Raw genomic sequence first — 19303 nt, 5'->3', positions numbered from 1 at the left:
GGAAGTTCCGCCGGTTCTCCACCCTGCGACCGAGGCCATGCGCCGTCGGTCAGTACTGTCATTGCGGTCAAACCGGCGAGTGAAGGAGTTGCGGTGCTGCGACGGCGGCAGGTCAGCAGGCGCGAATCGGGACGCCCGGTGGCGCCCCCGGATCCGCACCCCTCCGGCGCCCGCCCACCCGCCATCCCGGCTGAGTTCGTCCCCAAGCACGTCGCGATCGTCATGGACGGCAACGGCCGCTGGGCCAACCAGCGCGGCCTCACCCGCGTCGAGGGGCACAAGCGCGGCGAGGCGCAGGTCGTGGAGGCGGCGCGCGGCTGCATCGAGATGGGAGTCAAGTGGCTCTCCCTCTACGCCTTCTCCACGGAGAACTGGCGGCGCAGTCCCGAAGAGGTCCGCTTCCTCATGGGCTTCTCCCGCGACGTCATCGGCCGCCGCACCGACGAACTGGACGAGATGGGTGTCCGGGTCCGGTGGGCGGGGCGCAGGCCGCGGCTGTGGCGCAGCGTCATCAACACGCTGGAGTCCGCGCAGGAGCGCACCAAGGACAACGACGTGCTCAACCTCGCCATGTGCATCAACTACGGCGGCCGCGCCGAACTCGGTGACGCGGCCCGCGAGATCGCTCGGCTGGCCGCCGCCGGGAAGCTCAACCCCGAGAAGGTCGACGAACGCACGATCGGCAAGTACCTATACCAGCCGGAGATGCCCGACGTCGACCTGTTCATCCGGCCGTCGGGGGAGGAACGGACGTCGAACTTCCTGCTGTGGCAGTCGGCGTACGCGGAGATGGTGTTCCAGGACGTCCTGTGGCCCGACTTCGACCGCCTCCACCTCTGGCAGGCGATCGAGACCTACGCCCGCCGCGACCGCCGGTTCGGCGCCGCGGCCGACTCGGCCGAGGTGGCCGCCCAGCTCAACCCAGGAGGAGGCGCATGACCAGCGAGGCCGTCACCACCGCTGACCTGCTCACCAAGGCCCGTGAGGCCCTGGAGAGCTACCACGACGTCAACGTCGACGACGACGGCGCGCTGACCTTCCGGCACGGCGACGTGCCCTCGGCCGTGCAGGCGATGCAACTCGCCGAGGGCCTCACGGTCCTGAGCCTGACCTGCGTGGTCGCCTGGGACCTGCCCGACGAGCCCGCGCTGGCCATCTCCGCGGCCGAACGGGCGGGGCAGGGGCTGTTCGGGACACTCGGCGTGGTCCACACGGACCGGGGGATGGATGTGACCCTGCGTTACGCGTTCCCGGCCGACGGCCTGGGTGTCAGCGCCCTCGGCACCCTGCTCATGCTGGTCGTTTCCACTGCTTCACAGTTGAGGACCGAGTTGCTGGGAACAGCCAGTGAACAAAGTGCTACAGGGGACTCCCCAACTTGATGCGCATAATGGCATCATTCGCCGCGTGACCACCCTGCATCGCCGGAGCCAGCGCTGATGAGCAAAGAACCGGCTGACAAAGCCGACCCTGTCGAGGACGTTTCGCCTGCTCAGGAAGGCGCCACCGCGCAATCCGAGTCCAGCGTCGCCGTGGCTGAGCGAGCCGAGCCGAAGGCTTCGCCCGAGGAGCCCAAGCGCCGCATCACCTCCCTGGAGGTGCTGTGCGGCCTGTTGGTCGTCGCGCTAATAGGGCAGCAGTGGCTGGCCTCCTGGCTCGACGTCCCGGCCATCCAGACCGGCTCGACGATCTTCGTCGCCGTCTGCGTGCAGGCGCTGCCGTTCCTGGTCCTCGGTGTGATGATCAGCGGCGCCATCGCGGCCTTCGTGCCCGCGCGGGTGCTCGAGAAGATGCTGCCGAAGAAGCAGGCCTTCGCCGTCCCGGTGGCGGGTATGGCGGGCGTGGCGCTGCCGACGTGTGAGTGCGCGGCCGTGCCGGTGGCCCGCAGGCTGATGCAGCAGGGCGTCCCGACCTCGGTCGCGCTGGCGTTCCTGCTGGCCGCGCCCGCGGTCAACCCGATCGTCCTGGTCGCCACCAGCGTCGCGTTCCCGAACAGTCCGGGCATGGTCGCGGCCCGCCTGGCGGGTTCGCTCGCCACGGCGATCATCATGGGCTGGCTGTGGGCCCGCTTCGGCAAGGCCGAGTGGATCATCGAGCGCGCTCTGCGCAGGCTGCCCGAGCAGGACGGCCGCTCCCGCTGGCGGATGTTCTTCGAGACCTCCCGCGCCGACCTAGTGGACGCAGGCGGCTTCCTGGTCATCGGTGGTTTCACCGCCGCGGTCCTGAACGTCGCCATCCCGCGCGAATGGATCAACACACTCGGCGAGCAGATCATCCTCGGTGTCATCGTGATGGCCGTCCTCGCGGTGCTGCTGGCCCTGTGCAGTGAGGCCGACGCCTTTGTCGCCGCCTCCATCGCGGGCATGCCGCTGCTGCCCAAGCTGGTCTTCCTGGTGGTCGGCCCGGCCATCGACGTGAAGCTGTTCGCCCTGCAGGCGGGCACCTTCGGCAAGTCCTTCGCGATGCGCTTCGCACCCGCCACGTTCATCGTGGCCGTGGCCTGCGCGGTCATCTCAGGCGTGATCTTCCTTGGGGGTGTCGGATGAGGCGCGAAACGCAGAACATCCTGCTGGTCCTGGTCGGCGGCGCGCTGCTGAAGATCTCGTTCACCGGCACCTACCTGCTCTACGTCAAGCCCGCCCACCAGTACTGGCTGATCGCGGGCGGCGTGATCATGGTCGCCTTGGCGGCGGTTTCCATCGGGCGCGACCTGGTGTCGGCCCGCGAGCCTGCGCCCGCGGCGGTGCAACTCAACTTCGGCGCCGACAGCGACGGCGCCGCTCCCACCGCGAAGCCCGCCGCCCACGACGACCACGATGACCACGGCGACGACGACTGCGAACACCACCACTCGGCGAAGAGTGCCTGGCTGTTGCTGCTGCCGGTGCTGGCGATCTTCCTGGTGGCCCCGCCCGCCCTGGGCGCCGACTCCGTCATGCGCGGGGACAACCGCGCCGCCGCCACCCGCTCGTCGGGCACCGACGGCTCCACCACGTTCCCACCCATCCCCCAGGGCGACGTCGTCTCCCTGGCGATGAGCGACTTCGCCGCCCGCGCGGCCTGGGACTCGGGCAAGTCACTCGACAACCGGACCGTGCGCCTCACCGGCTTCGTGGTGACCCAGGACGGCGCCACCTACCTGGCCCGCCTGTCCATCGCCTGCTGCGCCGCCGACGCCTTCCCGGTGAAGGTCAAACTCGACGGCCCCGGCACCGCTGGACTGGCGAACGACACGTGGCTGGAGGTGACGGGCCAGTTCCAGCCGGGCACCGCGACCAAGGAGACGGACTACGTGCCGTCCCTGACGGTGGCGTCCATGGTCCAGATCCCACAACCCGAAAACCCGTACGAGGCCTGACACAACTCAATTCGGAGCCCGGCACACCACTGGTGTGCCGGGCTCCGGCTACTTCGGCTGAGCTATAGAGAAGCGGGCCGCCGAGAGGCTTAGAACGTGACGGGCCGCATCGGTCCCATCCGTACCCCCGGCGGACACCCGCCGGGGTCGCGCACTTCGGTCCGCGGACACTCGGACCGGAGCCGACACCTATTCTCGGCTGAGATTCAAAACTTCTCGACATTTCGTCGCGCTGACGCTACGCTTGGGTTCGTCGAGGTGATTACGGCCCGGCGGATAGGATGACATGCTCCCTCGTGAGGCCAAGTTGAGTAATATAGAGATTTTTGAAGCGGATTTTGAGCGAATTAAGCTCCTCCAGCGGGCGTGGAACGGGTCAGCCGCGACTGTGGTCAACAGGCTCCTCGATTCGTTCATGCGCGAGCAGCCTCACGTCCCCGAAGGCGAACCTGCTGATCCGGGTGAGATCCGCGTACATGCCACATACGAGGGCGTCTGGATTGATGGATTGTTCGAGCCCGTCACGGAACGTCTGCTGATCACCAACGGCGACCTCGCGGGCCAACGGTTCAAGTCTCCCAGCGGAGCTGCCGCGGCTGTCGTGCGTCTGCTGAACCCGGATGTGCATCCAAATCGAAATGGTTGGACCTTCTGGACGGTGACCGACACGGGGCACCTCCTGGGGTCGCTCCGACGACACGATTCAGCCGGGCGTGCGGGATGACCTGGATATTCGTCCTGTCATCAATCGGGTTCGTTCTCCGCACTTCCGCATGGCTCGTCGTGCGGTGTCAGCGGGGAGCCATCGTCAAGCACGCTTCGAGACAAGCTTTGACCGACTGTCCGCCGGAACAGCGAGCTGAGGTGATCGCAGCTCTCGGCTCGCTCGCCGTCGGCCTACGCGCGGAATCTGGCTCAACAAATCCGGTTGGGCCGTCCCGCGGGGAAGTCGTGACAGGGGGGCGGCCGGCCGAGTAGTCGGGTCGGTCGCGGGGTCTCGCTGTGCGATGTCAGACGCAGTTGGCGCAGGTGCCGAAGATCTCGACGGTGTGGCTGACCTGGGAGAAACCGTTCTCCTCAGCCACCCGGTCGGCCCACCGCTCCACGGCTGGGCCCTCCACCTCGACGGTGTGTCCGCACTCGCGGCACACCAGGTGATGGTGGTGGTGGCTGGAGCAGCGGCGGTATATGGCTTCGCCGGTGTCGGTGCGCAGCACGTCGATCTCGCCGGCGTCCGCGAGCGACTGCAGGGTGCGGTAGACGGTGGTCAGGCCGATGCCCTCGCCGCGTTTGCGCAGCTCCTCATGGAGTTCCTGCGCGGAGCGGAAGTCGTCGAGTTGGTCGAGCAACTGGGTCACGGCGGTGCGCTGCTTCGTGGAACGCTTGCCTGGAACAGTGGCTGAGGCGCGGTCGGTCGCGGTCACTGCGGGTTGCCTTCCTCCACGTGCGCTACGGCGTCGACGACGATGTGTGAGAGATGCTCGTCCACCAGTCGGTAGACGACCTCACGGCCATGGCGTTCGCCGTAGACGACGCCGGCGGACTTCAGTACGCGCAGATGCTGGCTGATGAGCGGCTGGGCCACGTTCAGCGCGTCCACCAGTTCGTGCACGCAGCGATCGGCCTCCCGCAACTCCAACACGATGGCGATCCGCACCGGCGCGGCCAGCGCGCGCAGGAGGTCCCCCGCGGCGGTCAGCGTGGTGGCGGGCCGCCGGTGCGCGGGCGGAACGGCGGGACGGTCAGGGGAATGCTCGTGCTGCTCGGCGGCTACCCGCAGCTCGTGCGACGCGGCTTCCGAGGTCACGATGGACGTCCTCATCTCCTGCTGCACCGACAGTGGACTCCGCCGGATTTGGTTACCGTGTTCAACATCCTAGGCGGTCACCCTATTTCCTGGTCATGGCGACGTGCGGGCATTGCTCACAACACAGAGAAGGCCACCGCGACGAGCACCACAAGGACGAGTACGCGCCCAAACCGATGCCCCGGCGAAAGCGCCTGCCAAGTGGCGGCCAGCAACACGGCGACCCCCGCCGCCAGCAACCCGAGCAACGCCGCCCCGAGGACCCCGCGGACCAGCACCCCCGCGGTGAACAGCCCGATGACCACGAGGAACGCCAACAACGGCGGCACCTTCGCCAGCGGCCCCTGCCCGGCGATGAGTGGTGCCCGTGTCGACCGACCCTGGCGCAACGGTGCCTCCCGTGTGATCTCGCTCCGAGCCGAACATGCCCCAGCAGCACTCCAACCTGCGGCCAAGAGCTTAGAAGGCGGGCGGCGATACCGCTCTTCTGCACCCTTCATGGCTCGCCGACCACAACCCGACCGGCAACCCTGCTGATACCGCGGCCATCAACCGCAGCCAAAGCAGTAGAACCACCGACAGGAGCGGCCCCCGACCAACGCAGCTCGCATCGCCATCGTGCCCGCTGCTATCGCCACCGCAGTCACCGTCATCCCCACCGACCGCAACTGCTGCCGCTCGCTCCGCCACCGCGAGCCGCTGCTCGCTGCGCCACCGCAGTCACCGTCATCCCCACCGACCGCAACTGCTGCCGCTCGCTCCGCCACCGCGAGCCGCTGCTCGCTGCGCCACCGCAGTCACCGTCATCCCCACCGACCGCAACTGCTGCCGCTCGCTCCGCCACCGCGAGCCGCTGCTCGCTGCGCCACCGCAGTCACCGTCATCCCCACCGACCGCAACTGCTGCCGCTCGCTCCGCCACCGCGAGCCGCTGCTCGCTGCGCCACCGCAGTCACCGTCATCCCCACCGACCGCAACTGCTGCCGCTCGCTCCGCCACCGCGAGCCGCTGCTCGCTGCGCCACCGCAGTCACCGTCATCCCCACCGACCGCAACTGCTGCCGCTCGCTCCGCCACCGCGAGCCGCTGCTCGCTGCGCCACCGCAGTCACCGTCATCCCCACCGACCGCAACTGCTGCCGCTCGCTCCGCCACCGCGAGCCGCTGCTCGCTGCGCCACCGCAGTCACCGTCATCCCCACCGACCGCAACTGCTGCCGCTCGCTCCGCCACCGCGAGCCGCTGCTCGCTGCGCCACCGCGACTGCTGCTGCCGCCGCCGATGCCCACGGTTTACGCGCTGACGCCGCCGCAAGTGCTGCCCGCCACTGACGTAGCAGCTGCCGCCGCCATCACCAGCACCACACCTGCCGGCGCCGCCACTGCTGCCGCGACAGAAACAGAGGGGCTTCTGCTCTTCGGCGAGCACCTTCACCGCCACCCCGCCGTCTATCGCCTGGTCTGGTTGCAAGACCGAATCCCCGCCGCCTTTGCGTGGGGCGCCGAGGTCGTTGAGGTGGTCGGTGGTGGCCGAGGTCGGTCCCGCCGGGTGGGTTACCGTGCGGCGTCCTCGCACCACCGCTCGGAAGGTCGCCTGTCGTGCTGTTGATCGCCCGGTTCACCGTCGCCGAATCCGAGCCGTTCACCGCTCGTGCGCACCGGGCGCTGGAACTGCTGCTCGCCCAGCGTGGCTGCCTTCGTGGGCTGCTCGTGCGGTCCACCGAGTCCGCCGAAACGTGGGTATTGACGGTCGAGTTCGCCTCCGTCTCCGCCTATCGCAAGTCGATGTCTCCTTTCGAGGTCCGGGAACACGTGATCCCGTTCCTCGCCGGGGCGGATGCCGCCGAGACCGCTGCGTACGAGGTTGTCCTTGAAGCCGACCCGACGGCCGTCCGCGAACACACCAGCCTGCTCGCCGCCGACGCCGCGACCGTGCGCCTCGGTGAAGCTGGCGGCCCCGCCGAACCTCGGTGACGAGTTCCTAAGCGGTGCGGTGATTAGGCCACCTTGCTCTGGAACCATTTGCTAATCGCTCAGTCTGGTGAGTGAATATCCGCCATATCCGTAACTCTTGATCTTATCTGTTCACCCCTTTGAACACGCTCATTCCCCCGATCGAGGAAACGATTCGCCGGGATACTCTCCACGCCTGCGACTTTGAGTTCCCCGTGGAGGATCAGTGTCAGCCGATCGGATCGATACCGTGGTCAGTCTCTGCAAGCGCCGAGGCTTTGTTTACCCGTGTGGCGAGATCTACGGCGGCACCAGGTCGGCTTGGGATTACGGTCCGCTCGGCGTGGAACTCAAGGACAACATCAAGCGCGCGTGGTGGAAGACGATGGTGCAGGGCCGCGACGACGTCGTGGGTCTCGATTCGTCGGTGATCCTGCCGCGCTCGGTATGGATCGCATCCGGGCACGTCAACGCCTTCCACGACCCGCTGGTCGAGTGCACCTCCTGTCACAAGCGTTTCCGCGCGGACCAACTCGCCGAGGAGTACGCGGCGCGGACCGGCAAGGACATGGCTGTCGACGCGGGGGAGGCCGCCCCGGTCTTCGACCTGTCCGACGTGCCGTGTCCGAACTGCGGCAACCGCGGGCAGTACACGGAGCCGCGCGAGTTCAACATGATGCTCAAGACCCACCTCGGCCCGGTGGAGACCGAAGAGGGAATGCACTACCTGCGCCCCGAAACGGCGCAGGGCATTTTCGTCAACTTCCTGAACGTGCAGACCACCTCCCGTCGCAAGCCGCCTTTCGGCATCGGTCAGATCGGCAAGTCGTTCCGCAACGAGATCACTCCCGGGAACTTCATCTTCCGCACCCGCGAGTTCGAGCAGATGGAGATGGAGTTCTTCGTCGAGCCCGGCACGGACGATGAATGGCACCAGTACTGGATCGACGAGCGGACGCGCTGGTACACCGATCTCGGTATCGCCAAGGACAACCTCCGGGTCTATGAGCACCCGCGGGAGAAGCTGTCGCATTACTCCAAGCGGACTGTGGACATCGAGTACCGCTTCCAGTTCGGCGGCCAGGAATGGGGTGAGTTGGAGGGCATCGCCAACCGCGGCGACTTCGACTTGACGACGCACTCCAACCACTCCGGGGTCGACTTGTCGTACTTCGACCAGGCCACCGGAACCCGCTACCGGCCCTATGTCATCGAGCCCGCCGCCGGCGTCGGCCGCCCGATGATGGCCTTCCTCCTCGACGCCTACACCGAGGACGAGGCACCCAACGCCAAGGGCGGCGTCGACACCCGGATCGTCCTGCGGCTCGACCGCAGGCTGGCACCGGTCAAGGTCGCCGTCCTCCCGCTTTCACGAAACGCGGACCTCTCGCCGAAGGCCCGCGATGTCGCGGCGAGCCTGCGCAAGCACTGGAACGTCGACTTCGACGACGCCGGGGCGATCGGCCGCCGGTACCGCAGACAGGATGAGATCGGCACCCCGTTCTGCGTCACCGTCGACTTCGACACCCTCAACGATCACGCGGTCACCGTTCGGGAGCGCGACACCATGTCGCAGGACCGGGTTTCGATGGACCAGTTGGAGTCGTATCTGGCCGGGCAGCTCATCGGCTGCTGAGGTTCGCTCAGGAAGCCACCACCTTTGGCCTCGGTCGGGCCGACGCCAGCCGGTAGGCGCCGCGCAGCTCGGCCACGACGGCCTCGGTGTCGTCGCGGATCCGACTTGGGGTGGTGTGGACCGAAACCACACCGTGCGCGGTGAGGCGCGCCGCCCTGGTCGACACCATGTGCTCCGTGCGCGGTGCCCATGGACGGTGGATGTCGGCGTCCCAGGCCATCGCGATGTCGTCCCACCAGGCGTCGACCAAGCCGAGGTGAACATCGTCGGCCGTGCTCAGGCGCGCGCCCCACTGGGGCGGTGGCAGCCCGGCACGCTCGACCAGTTCACGCGCGATCCGGCCACCCGCCAACCGGATGCCCCGATCGATCTCGCCCAAGACCTGCCGCAGCAGCGTCGTTCCGCGGGTGGAGCCGCGAGCGAGTTCGTCGTGCACGGCATCGAGGCTCACGCCTCCCCGGTGCACGGCTTCGAGCACCAGAATGCGGACTTCCCCGAATGACGGCGTCCGCCGACAGGCATCAACGGTGGCCCGGGCGAGGGGGGCCGTCGCGAAACCCTTGCGCCACAGAGGGTCTGGTGGGCGGTGGGTGCGCTCCACGGTTACGGAGCCGTCGGTTCGCTGTGGCCCGCGATCGGGGACAAGCAGGTGGATGGCCCCCATCGGCGGCAGTGGCAGACCATGCAGCCACATCGCTTCGCGGCCGGTCACCACACCCTCCGGACCCACCATGCGCAGCGCCGCCTGCAGACGCTGCGTGCGTACCGGCGGCGCGTCGCTGAGCAGCACGACCCCGGGCTGAAGTCGTTGCCACGGCCCGTCTTGCCTGCATCGGTGCTGGATGCTTCGCCCCGAAAGCCCGAGCGCGACGAGTTCCGACGCGCGGGCGACACGGTGTGGGAAGAGGCTGGGGAGATGGTCGAGGTCGAGCACGGCTCGGTTGGATTCCATGTGTCGAGCGAACCGTGATCTTGGCGGTCTCACCAGGGTTGGCGATTCCGCTGTGGATGAGTCGGCGAGTCTGTGGATAACTCAGTTCCGGACGCGGGGATTCGTCATGACCATCGCGTACAGTCCCCGGGCCACCCCGATTCGCCCTTGGTGAAAGGATGCGGACTGTGTCTCCCCAACCCCGTCCCGTCCTGCGCTTCTTTCGCCGGTTGTTCATCGGAACATTGCTGATGGGCGTGCTGGTGGTCGGCGGCACGGCGTTTCGGGTGTGGCAGGTCGGTCGGGTCGACGATCGCGATCGCGCCGACGTCGTCGTCGTTCTGGGCGCCGCCCAGTACGCGGGCAAGCCGTCGAAGGTCCTGGAAGCCCGCCTGCGCAAGGCGAAGGCGCTGTATGACGAAGGTGTCGCCGAGTACGTCGTCACCGGTGGCGGCAGGCGCACCGGCGACCGGTTCACCGAAGCGGAGGCGGGCCGAAACTGGCTCGTCGACCGGGGTGTGCCCAAGGACAAGGTCATCGGTGTCGGCGAAGGCAACGACACTCTCGGCACCATGCGGGCTGTCGCGACCGAGGTCAGGCAGCGTGGCTGGGATTCCGCGGTGATCGTCAGCGACCCGTGGCACTCCCTACGCGCCCGGACCATGGCGCATGACGCGGGGATCGACGCCTGGACGTCGCCGACGCATTCCGGGCCGATCGTGCAGACCCGCGAGACCCAGGCCCGCTACATCCTCCGCGAGACCGCCGCGCTGCTTTACTACCGCGCGACCAAAGCTCCAGCCGACGGGATCGTGCTCGACAGCGAAGTCGGCTGACCGGCACGTACCCTCAGCCCGTGAGCCCCGGCTACTCAGATCATGACAGCGAACGGCTGTTCGCCGAGCCGCCCAAGTCGGCCGCCCTTCCCGGCTCCTGGCCTGCGGTGCGCACCCCGTTCAGCCGCGACCGCGCCCGAGTCCTGCACTCGGCGGCGTTACGTCGGCTGGCGGGAAAAACCCAGGTCGTCGGCCCCAATGAGGGCTCTGAGGTGCACGGCATCCCGCGCACCAGGCTGACCCACTCGCTTGAGGTCGCCCAGATCGGCCGGGGAATCGCCGAGGAACTCGGCTGCGATCCGGACATCGTGGACACGGCCGGACTCGCCCACGACATCGGCCACCCTCCTTTCGGTCACAACGGCGAACGCGCGTTGGATGAGTCGTCGCAGGCTTGCGGGGGCTTCGAGGGCAACGCCCAGACACTGCGAATCCTGACCCGCCTCGAACCGAAGATCCTCGGCCACGGCCTCAACCTGACCAGGGCTTCGCTCGACGCCGCCACGAAGTACCCGTGGCCGCGCCGCGCGGGCATCCGCAAGTTCGGTGTCTACGAGGACGACCTCGCGGTGTTCGGGTGGATGCGTGACGGCGCTCCGGGAGACCGCCGGTGCATCGAGGCGCAGGTCATGGACTGGTCCGACGACGTCGCGTACTCCGTGCACGATGTCGAGGACGGGGTTCGGGCAGGCCGTATCTCGCTCAGCGCCTTGGCGGATTCGACAGAGCGCGCGGTGATCGCCGAGCTGGCCGCCAAGCACTTCTCCAGCGAGCCGATCTCGGCGCTGGAAGAGGCCGCCACAGTGCTGCTGGGTCTTCCCGTCGTCGGCGACCTCGCGGAAAGGGAGTACGACGGGTCGCTCGACGCCCAGGTCGCACTGAAGCGGCTGACCAGCGAGTTGGTGGGCAGGTTCGCCGCCGCCGCGGTCACCGGCACGCGCGAAGCGCACGGCCCAGGACCACTGATCAGGTACACAGCTGACCTGGTCGTGCCCGAGCGGGTTGCCTCGGAGGTCGCGCTGCTCAAGGCGATGGCCGTGCACTTCGTGTTAAGCGACCCCGTTCGGCTGGCCATGCAACGAGAGCAGCGTGCTTTGATCGCCGGCCTGGTGGAGACGTTGACCGAGCGCGCACCGGATGTGTTGGAGCCGGCGTTCCTGCCCGCGTGGCATGCGGCGGCGGACGACGGGGAGCGGCTTCGGGTGGTCGTCGACCAGGTCGCGTCGCTGACTGACGCCCAGGCGATCGTCTGGCACGCGGAGCTTGTGGACAACTTCCGAGCCTGATCGCTGTGAAGTGGCACACTCGACTGACGGACATCACAAGTCGGGGAGTCAAGCCGTGTCGCATCTCGATTTCGCTCTCGCCCTGCACCGTGCTGTGGCGGGCAAGCCCACTGAACAAGTCTGTTGGTCGCCCTATTCGGTGGCCAGCGCGCTCGGCTTGCTGGCTCTAGGCGCCCGTGGGGGCAGTCGCCAGGAACTGGTCGACCTCCTCGGCCCGCTGGACGAGCTGACCGCCACAATCGCCGGCGCGGCCACCCTGGACGAGGCGGGGCGGGGCGAGGAAGAACCGGCGATCGCCATCGCGAACACGCTTTGGGCGGACGCGAAGATCACGGTCGAGGACGCCTTTGTCGACGAACTGTCCCGGTGGTCCGACGGATCGGTACGCAACGCGCCGTTCGAGCACGAACCGGAAAAGGCACGCGCCGAGATCAACGCCGACGTCGCCGAGACGACTCGGGGCCTCATCCCTGAGTTGCTGCCTGAGGGCTCGATCGACACCGACACGGTGTCGGCCTTGGTCAACGCGCTGTATCTGAAATGTGCGTGGCGCAAGAAGTTCCGGGAGCACGCCACCGAGCCGAAGCCGTTCCAGACTCCGACGGGCTCGGTGGACGTGCCCACGATGGTGTTGAACGAACAGGTCGGTTACGCCGCGACTGACGGCTGGCGGATTGTCGCGCTGCCCGCGGTCGGGGGCGTGGAGGCGGTGGTCCTGCTTCCGGACGGCGACCTCGTCGACGCCGAACCGACGCTGACAGCCGAATCCCTCGGCGCGTTGCTCACGGCGCCTGAGTCGACGCAGGTCGCGTTGAGTTTGCCGAAGCTGAAACTGACCACCCAGGCCGAGCTGTCTATCGCACTGCGAGGGCTCGGCGTGAACACGGTGTTCGGCGACAAGGCGGACCTGTCGGGAATCAGCCCCGACCCGCTCGCCGTGCAGTCGATCCTGCACGAGTCGGTGCTGAAGATCGACGAGGACGGATTCGAGGGCGCGGCGGCGACGGCGGTGATGATGCGGCTGATGTCGATGCCCGCCGAACCGGTGGAGGTGGTTGTGGACAAGCCGTTCCTGCTGCTCGTCCGCCATGTCGACACCGGCGCGGTGTACTTCATGGCGCGGGTCACAAACCCGTCCTGAGCTGAGCTGTCACACCTTCCCGAGGTGTGTCGTCCTCATCGTGAACGGCCCGGATCGGGGGCCGACATGAGGAGGTTGACATGTCGCGGATCGCTGGTGTCACGAAGAAGGACGCGTCGCTGATGGTGCGGACCATGTACTGGTTCGCCAAGCGCCGCTTCGGAGCCGTGCCGGAGCCGTTCGCGGTGTCGGCACACCACCGCAAGCTGCTCATGGCCAGCGCCCGGCATGAGATGGCGGTGGAGAAGGCGTCGAAGGAGCTGCCCGCCAGCGTCCGGGAGCTGGCGGTGTACCGGGTGGCGCAGCAGTTGGGCTGCTCGTGGTGCGTGGACTTCGGCACCATGCTGCAGCGGCACGAGGGGCTGGACATCGAACGACTGAAGGAGATCGACAACTACGCCGAATCGGACGCCTACAGCGCGCAAGAGCGACTCGCCATCGCCTACGCGGACGCGATGACCTCCAGCCCGGGCACCGTGACCGACGAGCAGGTCGCTGAGCTGAAGGAGGTGTTCGGGGAGAAAGGAGTGATCGAACTCAGCTACCAGATCGGCCTGGAGAACATGCGGGCCCGCGTCAACAGCGCCTTGGGCATCGTCGACCAGGGCTTCACCAGCGGCGATGCCTGCCGGGTGCCGGGCAACTGACCGGCAGGCCGCCGGCGCGGCCGTGGGCGACGAGCAATGTGGTCTGGGTGGCCGTGCGGTCAGGCGGTTGAGAGAAGCCTGCGTGCAGGTGACCGGCACCTCGCTCACGATCGGCGTGCAGTTCGCGTCGTGCAGGAGCCGAAAGTGCCGGATGCCGCCGGTCTCCTTGGGCTGCCCGTCCGTGGTTGGCGGCCGGGCAGGGTGGGGCCGGGCCAAGCCAAGCCGGGCCGAGCCGGGCTGGGCTTGGCTGGGCCGGACCGAGCCGGACTGGGCGGAGCCGGACTGGGCAGGGCTGGACTGGGCTGGGCTGGACTGGGCCGGGCCGGGCAGGGCTGGGCCGGGCTGTGCCGGTCACCTGGGGCGGAACTGTGTGAGGTTGGCGGGCGAGTCTGGCCGGGTCACCTGGGGCGGAGCTATTCGGGCTTGGCGAGCGAGTCGGGCCGGGGCGTTGGCTGAGCCGGGTCGGGCGTGGGCGGGCTGGCGCGGGTCTCGGTGGGCTTGTGGGCGGTGAGGTTGGCTCGGTCAGCTCATGTAGTGGGTGAGTTTGTCCGGGTTCGCGATGTCGTAGATCGTGGCGATCTTGCCGTCGCGGATGGTGAAGGTGGTTACCCGTCGGGTCAGTTCTCGGTGGGTTCCGTCGCTGGGGACGTCGGGTAGGGCCATGCCGATGTCGCCGTTGACCAGGACGACTTGGCCTGCTCCCATGCTTTCCAGGCCGTACATCTGGATGAGGCCCAGGAGGAAGCGGCTGATCTTGTCCGGCCCCACGACGTGCTGGCGGGCGGTGCGGGCCTTGCCGTCGCTGTCGCCGATGAGGACGGCCTGCGGGTGCAGCAGGCCGACCACCCGCCCCAGGTCGCCGGAGGCGAGGGCGGTGAGGAAGTCCTGGATGAGTGCGCCCTGCTCGGCCAGGGCGGCGCGCGGCGGTGGGTCGGCATCGGCGGCGGCTCGGCGGCCGCGGGAGGCGTGTTGGCGCGCGGTGGCCTCCGTGCAGCCCAGGGTGGCCGCGATTTCGCCGAACGGCACACCGAAGGCGTCGTGCAGGACGAAAGCCACGCGCTGTTCCGGCGTCAACTTGTCGAGCACGACCAGCGCCGCCATGCGGACGCCGTCGTCGCGGACCACGGCGTCGAGCGGGTCCTCGCTGGTGGGGGTGCCGAAGGGGGTGACCACCGGCTCGGGCAGCCAGGGCCCGACGTAGCGCTCCCGGCGCGCCGTCGCCGAGCGCAGGCGGTCGAGGCATATGCGGCCGACGACAGTGGTGAGCCAGCCCCGCAGGTCGCGGATGTCCTCGCGCGCTCGTCCGTCCAAACCGGACAGTCGCAGCCACGCTTCCTGGACGGCGTCCTCGGCGTCGGTCAGGGTGCTGGTCAGGCGGTACGCGACGCCCAGCAGGTGGGAGCGGTGCTCGGTGAAGCGCTCGGCCAGCGCGACGTCGCCTACGGTCACGGCTCCATCCTAATGACCGGCCGCTCGTCGGTCAGGGCGCCGCGCATAGACTCATCTGTTGTGGCTGGGCGAATCCGGGAAAGTGACATAGCGCAGGTACGCGAGCGCAGCCGGATCGACGAGATCGTCGGCGAATACGTGGCTCTCCGCAACGCGGGTGGTGGCGCGCTCAAGGGGCTGTGCCCGTTCCACGACGAGAAGACGCCGTCGTTCAATGTGCGGCCGACGCATGGGACGTTCCACTGCTTCGGCTGCGGCGCGGGCGGCGACGTGATCGCCTTCGTGATGAAGATCGACCACCTCTCGTTCGTCGAGTCCGTCGAGCGGCTGGCCGAGCGGGTCGGGCTGCAGCTCACCTACGAGGGCGGCGGGACCAGCGTCCAGCGCGACCGCAGCACCCGCTCACGGCTCGTCGACGCGCACCGCGCCGCCGCCGAGTTCTACGCCGAGCAACTGCGCGGCCCGGACGCGATCGTCGCCCGTGAGTTCCTCGCCGAGCGCGGGTTCGACCAGGCCGCCGCGGCCACCTTCGGTTGCGGGTACGCGCCCGCGGGCTGGGACAAGCTGACCAAACACCTCCTGGGCCGCGGCTTCGAGGTGCAGGAGCTGATCAAGGCCGGGCTGGCCAAGGAGGGCAGGCAGGGGCCGATCGACCGGTTCCACCGCAGGCTCCTCTGGCCGATCAAGGACATCGGCGGCGACGTCGTCGGCTTCGGCGCGCGCAGGCTCTTCGACGACGACCAGATCCAGGCGAAGTACCTCAACACCAGCGAGAGCCCGATCTACAAGAAGTCCCAGGTGCTCTTCGGGCTCGACATGGCCAAGCGGGAGATCGCCAAGCGGCATCAGGTCGTCGTCGTGGAGGGCTACACCGACGTCATGGCCATGCACGCGGCAGGCGTGCTGACCGCCGTCGCGTCCTGCGGCACGGCGTTCGGCTCCGAGCACATCCTCGTCCTGCGCCGCCTCCTGATGGACGACGACGCCTTCCGCGGTGAGGTGATCTTCACCTTCGACGGCGACGAGGCGGGCCAGAAGGCCGCGTTGAAGGCGTTCGACGACGACCAGCAGTTCTCCGCGCAGACCTTCATCGCCGTCGCTCCCGACGGCATGGACCCGTGCGAGCTGCGCCAGGCCAAGGGCGAGGTGGCCGTGCGCGACCTCGTCGCCCGCAGGCAGCCGCTGTTCGCCTTCGCGATCCGCGCCGAGCTGGCATCACACGACCTGGACACCGCCGAGGGCCGGGTCGAGGCGCTGCGCCGGACGGTGCCGATGGTGGCCCGGATCAAGGACCACTCCCTGCGTGACGAGTACGCGCGCCAACTCGCGGGCTGGGTCGGCTACGAGGACGTCGCCACCGTCGTGCGCAGGGTCCGCGAGAACGCGGGCGGACCCGCGCCGGTGCGCCGCGGCAGGCCCGTGGACCCGAACCAGGGCGCCTTGGCCGTCGACGTCGAGGGACCCCCCAAGCCCGATCCGCGCGACCCGAGGCTCAACGCCCAACGCGAGGTGCTGAAGCTGGCGCTGCAGGAGCCCGCGCTCGCCGGGCCGATGTACGACTCGCTGCCCATGGAGGTCTTCACCGGCCCCGCGTACGCCGCGCTGCACCGCGCCTACCTCGACGCGGGCGGCACCGCGTCCGGGCTCGCCGGTATCGAGTTGCTGGAAGCGGTGACCAAGAACTGCACCGCGCAGTCGGTGAAGGCGCTCGTCAGCGAGTTGGCCGTCGAGCCGATGCCGCTGCCGAACAAGAACGCCGCCGCCGAGCGCTACGCCTCGGCCATCCTCGCCGCCCTGCAGCGGGAGCTTGTCGCCCGCCAGATCGCCGACATCAAGTCGCGGCTGCAGCGGGTCTCGCCGATCGAGCAGCCGGACGAAGCACGCGCGCTCTGGGGCGACTTGGTCGCGATGGAAGAGTGGTACAAGGCGTTGGGCAAGCAGGCCGCCGGAGGGATGGCATGAGTTTCCTCGACCGCCTGCTTGGCGGTGTTCCCAAGGGTTTCCGGGGCAAACTGGACGCCGAAGAGGCGGTCGCGGCCGCCGCGCCGGTGCGCGGTGGAGGCTACCTGGTCGCCACGTCCCACGGTCTGTGGGTGCCCGACGGCGAAGGCGCCCGGCGCATCGGCTGGCACCACATCGCCAAGGCGACCTGGGCGAGCGGCGTCTTCGTGATCATCGAGGCCGAGGAGTCGGAGACCGTCGGCGACGCCGTCCTGTTGGCCGATCTTCCGCCGCTCAAGATTGTTGTCGAGGCCCCCGGCAAGCTGCCGCAAGCGGTGCACAAGCGGGTGACCGGGTCGATCCGGTCGCGGCACCACCGCGAGCTCCCGGGTGGGGGAGCGTGGTTCGTGCAACGCAAAGTGTCTGGTCAGGATGGCGTCGTGCTGCAGGTGCGGCCCGATCCCGGCACCGATCTCGACGCGGTGCGCGTGGTGGCCGCCGAGGTGTCGGCCAAGATCGCCGAAGCGAAAGACCTCGCGGACCACGACCTCGACAGCTAGGCTAACAGTACGATCGTACTGTTAGCGGGAGGCTGCATGTGGGACCCCGAGAAGTACCTGGCTTTCGGCGACGACCGCGCACGCCCGTTCTTCGACCTGGTCGCCCGCGTCGGCGCTGAGTCGCCCAGGGCGGTGGTCGACCTCGGGTGCGGCCCCGGACACCTCACCGAGACCCTCGCGTCGCGCTGGCCGCGAGCCGCGCTGACCGGCTTCGACTCCTCGCCGGAGATGGTCGAGGCCGCGCGGGCCCGCGGGGTGACCGCGCGCGTGCGCGCGATCGAGAGCTGGCAGCCCGACGACGACACCGATGTGGTGATCAGCAACGCCGCCCTGCAGTGGGTCCCCGGCCATGTCGAGTTGCTGCGCGAGTGGGTGCGGCGCCTTCCGTCCGGCGCGTGGATCGCCGTCCAGGTGCCGGGCAATTTCGCCGCGCCGTCGCACCGGATCATCCGCGACCTGGCCCGCGAGCCGCACTGGCGGGAACGTCTGGAGTCGATCGTCCTGCGCGAGGACGGCACCGTGCTCGACCCGGCGGGGTACGCCGACGTCATGGCGGACGCGGGGTGCGAGGTCGACGCCTGGGAGACGACGTACCAACAGCGCCTCAAGGGAAGGAATCCCGCGCTGGAGTGGGTCACGGGGACCGCGCTGCGACCCATCCGAGGGGTGCTGTCTGACGGTGAGTGGGCGGACTTCCGCTCCGCCATCGCCCCGCGCATGTTCGAGGCCTATCCATCTCGCTCGGACGGCACGACCTGGTTCCCGTTCCGTAGGATCTTCTTCGTGGCGAGGACCCCGTGACTGGCGCGTTGAAGGTCGAGTTGGTCGCCCGATACCCGGTCAAGGGCCTTCGCGGGGAGTCGATCGAGGTGATCGAACTCGACGAGCGCGGTGTCGTCGGCGACCGGCGGTGGGCGCTGCGCGCCGAGAACGGAAAGTTCGGCTCGGGCAAGAGCACCCGCCGGTTCCTCTACCTGCCGCGCTTGCTGGAGATGTCGTCGCGGGTGCTGTGGGGCATCCACACGGTCGTGGAACTGCCCGACGGTCGCGAGTACGCCACGGTCGACCCGAAGGTGCACGAGGCCGTCTCGGAGATCGTCGGCACGCCGGTGACGCTGGTCGAGGAAGCCGAGATCTCCCACCTCGACGACTCGCCCGTGCACCTGCTGACCGGCGCCTCGCTGCGCTGGATGGCCGACCAGGTCGGCGAAGCCGAGGTCGACTGGCGGCGGTTCCGGCCCAACATTCTCGTCGACTGCGCAGGCGACGACCGGGTCGAAGACGACTGGGTCGGCCGCAGGCTGGAGATCGGCACCGCCGAAGTCGAGATCACCGGCCTGGCCGTCCGCTGCGCCGTGATCGGCCACGCGCTCGACCGAGAGCCGAACCGGCCCGACCTCCTCGCCGCGCTGACCGACCACGACCTGATGCTCGGCGCCTACGCGAAGGTCATCCGTCCAGGCGTCGTCGGAACCGGCGACCCGCTGCGCTTCCGCTAGCGGCGGCGGACCTTCTCGCCGACCTTCTCCCCGATCTTCGCCCGCGCGATCCCGGCCGCGCCCTGCACCGCGGGGTGGTCGGCGATCCGCCGGTAGGTGCGCATGATCTGGTCGTAGCGGGCACGGCCGGCCTTGGAGCCGAGCACGTATCCAACGCCGGCCCCCAACAGGAACCCCATCACGATGCTTCGCCTCCCGGATGCGCGGACTTTGCCCGGCCCATCCTTCCCTACCTGGGCGGCGCCTGCCGAGGCCGCATATGGG

The 19303-nt window shown here is 68.7% G+C and carries 21 protein-coding genes; 15 read left to right on the top strand and 6 right to left on the bottom strand.

All coding sequences use genetic code 11. The features are described 5' to 3' along the window. Positions 1 to 93: 93 nt before the first annotated feature. From GPZ80_RS20900 to GPZ80_RS20880, 5 genes are all read left to right on the top strand, one after another. On the top strand, positions 94 to 939 hold the full coding sequence (locus GPZ80_RS20900) for an isoprenyl transferase (RefSeq protein WP_376771704.1): 846 nt from the start codon (positions 94 to 96) through the stop codon (positions 937 to 939). Further along, on the top strand, positions 936 to 1382 hold the full coding sequence (locus tag GPZ80_RS20895; protein ID WP_091372190.1) for a hypothetical protein: 447 nt from the start codon (positions 936 to 938) through the stop codon (positions 1380 to 1382). Before GPZ80_RS20900 ends, GPZ80_RS20895 begins: the two co-directional genes overlap by 4 nt. A gap of 57 nt (positions 1383 to 1439) precedes the next feature. Next, entirely contained in the window at positions 1440 to 2546 is a 1107-nt protein-coding gene (locus GPZ80_RS20890) for a permease (RefSeq protein ID WP_187222577.1), read from the top strand. Next, positions 2543 to 3358, top strand: coding sequence for a TIGR03943 family putative permease subunit (locus GPZ80_RS20885; protein WP_187222576.1), 816 nt, complete (start codon positions 2543 to 2545; stop codon positions 3356 to 3358). Before GPZ80_RS20890 ends, GPZ80_RS20885 begins: the two co-directional genes overlap by 4 nt. Before the next feature lie 286 nt (positions 3359 to 3644). Continuing rightward, a complete protein-coding gene (locus GPZ80_RS20880; RefSeq protein WP_187222574.1) occupies positions 3645 to 4082 on the top strand; it encodes a hypothetical protein in 438 nt (145 codons plus the stop codon). Positions 4083 to 4368: 286 nt separating this feature from the next. On the opposite strand, the gene GPZ80_RS20875 is transcribed toward GPZ80_RS20880, so the two are convergent. The 3 genes from GPZ80_RS20875 to GPZ80_RS20865 form a co-directional block, all read right to left on the bottom strand. After that, on the bottom strand, positions 4369 to 4782 hold the full coding sequence (locus GPZ80_RS20875) for a Fur family transcriptional regulator (protein ID WP_187222573.1): 414 nt from the start codon (positions 4780 to 4782) through the stop codon (positions 4369 to 4371). Beyond that, complete coding sequence (locus tag GPZ80_RS20870) at positions 4779 to 5180, bottom strand: ArsR/SmtB family transcription factor (RefSeq protein ID WP_222719626.1); 402 nt, start codon at positions 5178 to 5180, stop codon at positions 4779 to 4781. Before GPZ80_RS20870 ends, GPZ80_RS20875 begins: the two co-directional genes overlap by 4 nt. Positions 5181 to 5281: 101 nt before the next feature. After that, positions 5282 to 5554, bottom strand: coding sequence for a DUF6703 family protein (locus GPZ80_RS20865; RefSeq protein ID WP_246477310.1), 273 nt, complete (start codon positions 5552 to 5554; stop codon positions 5282 to 5284). Positions 5555 to 6759: 1205 nt separating this feature from the next. Between GPZ80_RS20865 and GPZ80_RS20860 the strand changes: the two genes are divergently transcribed. After that, positions 6760 to 7134: an antibiotic biosynthesis monooxygenase family protein gene (locus GPZ80_RS20860; protein ID WP_187222571.1), complete on the top strand. Its 375-nt coding sequence runs from the start codon at positions 6760 to 6762 to the stop codon at positions 7132 to 7134. Between the two features lie 205 nt (positions 7135 to 7339). Next, positions 7340 to 8749, top strand: coding sequence for a glycine--tRNA ligase (locus GPZ80_RS20855; protein WP_187222570.1), 1410 nt, complete (start codon positions 7340 to 7342; stop codon positions 8747 to 8749). Between the two features lie 7 nt (positions 8750 to 8756). On the opposite strand, the gene GPZ80_RS20850 is transcribed toward GPZ80_RS20855, so the two are convergent. After that, positions 8757 to 9701, bottom strand: coding sequence for a hypothetical protein (locus tag GPZ80_RS20850; RefSeq protein WP_187222567.1), 945 nt, complete (start codon positions 9699 to 9701; stop codon positions 8757 to 8759). Positions 9702 to 9931: 230 nt separating this feature from the next. On the opposite strand from GPZ80_RS20850, the gene GPZ80_RS20845 reads away from it, so the two are divergent. From GPZ80_RS20845 to GPZ80_RS20830, 4 genes are all read left to right on the top strand, one after another. After that, the gene (locus GPZ80_RS20845) at positions 9932 to 10516 is read left to right on the top strand and encodes a YdcF family protein (RefSeq protein ID WP_246477327.1); all 585 of its coding nucleotides are present in this window, start codon (positions 9932 to 9934) and stop codon (positions 10514 to 10516) included. Positions 10517 to 10536: 20 nt separating this feature from the next. Further along, the gene (locus tag GPZ80_RS20840; RefSeq protein ID WP_187222563.1) at positions 10537 to 11802 is read left to right on the top strand and encodes a deoxyguanosinetriphosphate triphosphohydrolase; all 1266 of its coding nucleotides are present in this window, start codon (positions 10537 to 10539) and stop codon (positions 11800 to 11802) included. A 55-nt stretch (positions 11803 to 11857) separates the two neighbouring features. Next, positions 11858 to 12943 (top strand): serpin family protein, encoded by a 1086-nt coding sequence (locus tag GPZ80_RS20835; protein WP_187222562.1) that lies wholly within the window; start codon positions 11858 to 11860, stop codon positions 12941 to 12943. 80 nt (positions 12944 to 13023) lie between these two features. Further along, positions 13024 to 13590, top strand: coding sequence for a carboxymuconolactone decarboxylase family protein (locus tag GPZ80_RS20830; protein ID WP_187222560.1), 567 nt, complete (start codon positions 13024 to 13026; stop codon positions 13588 to 13590). Positions 13591 to 14112: 522 nt separating this feature from the next. Here the strand turns inward: GPZ80_RS20830 and GPZ80_RS20825 are convergent. Continuing rightward, entirely contained in the window at positions 14113 to 15039 is a 927-nt protein-coding gene (locus GPZ80_RS20825; protein ID WP_187222558.1) for a sigma-70 family RNA polymerase sigma factor, read from the bottom strand. A gap of 60 nt (positions 15040 to 15099) precedes the next feature. Between GPZ80_RS20825 and dnaG the strand changes: the two genes are divergently transcribed. From dnaG to GPZ80_RS20805, 4 genes are read left to right on the top strand one after another with little or no spacing between them, the layout of a single operon-like run. Further along, on the top strand, positions 15100 to 17001 hold the full coding sequence (gene dnaG, locus GPZ80_RS20820) for a DNA primase (RefSeq protein WP_187222556.1): 1902 nt from the start codon (positions 15100 to 15102) through the stop codon (positions 16999 to 17001). Continuing rightward, positions 16998 to 17540 (top strand): hypothetical protein, encoded by a 543-nt coding sequence (locus tag GPZ80_RS20815; RefSeq protein ID WP_187222554.1) that lies wholly within the window; start codon positions 16998 to 17000, stop codon positions 17538 to 17540. Before dnaG ends, GPZ80_RS20815 begins: the two co-directional genes overlap by 4 nt. A 36-nt stretch (positions 17541 to 17576) precedes the next feature. Next, the gene (locus GPZ80_RS20810; RefSeq protein ID WP_187222552.1) at positions 17577 to 18341 is read left to right on the top strand and encodes a trans-aconitate 2-methyltransferase; all 765 of its coding nucleotides are present in this window, start codon (positions 17577 to 17579) and stop codon (positions 18339 to 18341) included. Continuing rightward, positions 18338 to 19039, top strand: a complete 702-nt coding sequence (locus GPZ80_RS20805) for an MOSC domain-containing protein (RefSeq protein WP_187222550.1) — start codon at positions 18338 to 18340, stop codon at positions 19037 to 19039. Before GPZ80_RS20810 ends, GPZ80_RS20805 begins: the two co-directional genes overlap by 4 nt. Here GPZ80_RS20805 and GPZ80_RS20800 read toward each other — a convergent pair. Further along, positions 19036 to 19206 (bottom strand): hypothetical protein, encoded by a 171-nt coding sequence (locus GPZ80_RS20800; RefSeq protein WP_376771707.1) that lies wholly within the window; start codon positions 19204 to 19206, stop codon positions 19036 to 19038. The two genes, GPZ80_RS20805 and GPZ80_RS20800, sit on opposite strands and share 4 nt — an antisense overlap. Between the last annotated feature and the right edge of the window lie 97 nt (positions 19207 to 19303).

This window comes from Actinokineospora xionganensis (assembly GCF_014323725.1).
GTDB classification, from domain to species: Bacteria; Actinomycetota; Actinomycetes; order Mycobacteriales; family Pseudonocardiaceae; genus Actinokineospora; species Actinokineospora xionganensis.
This window is presented reverse-complemented; position numbering and strand designations above follow the sequence as displayed.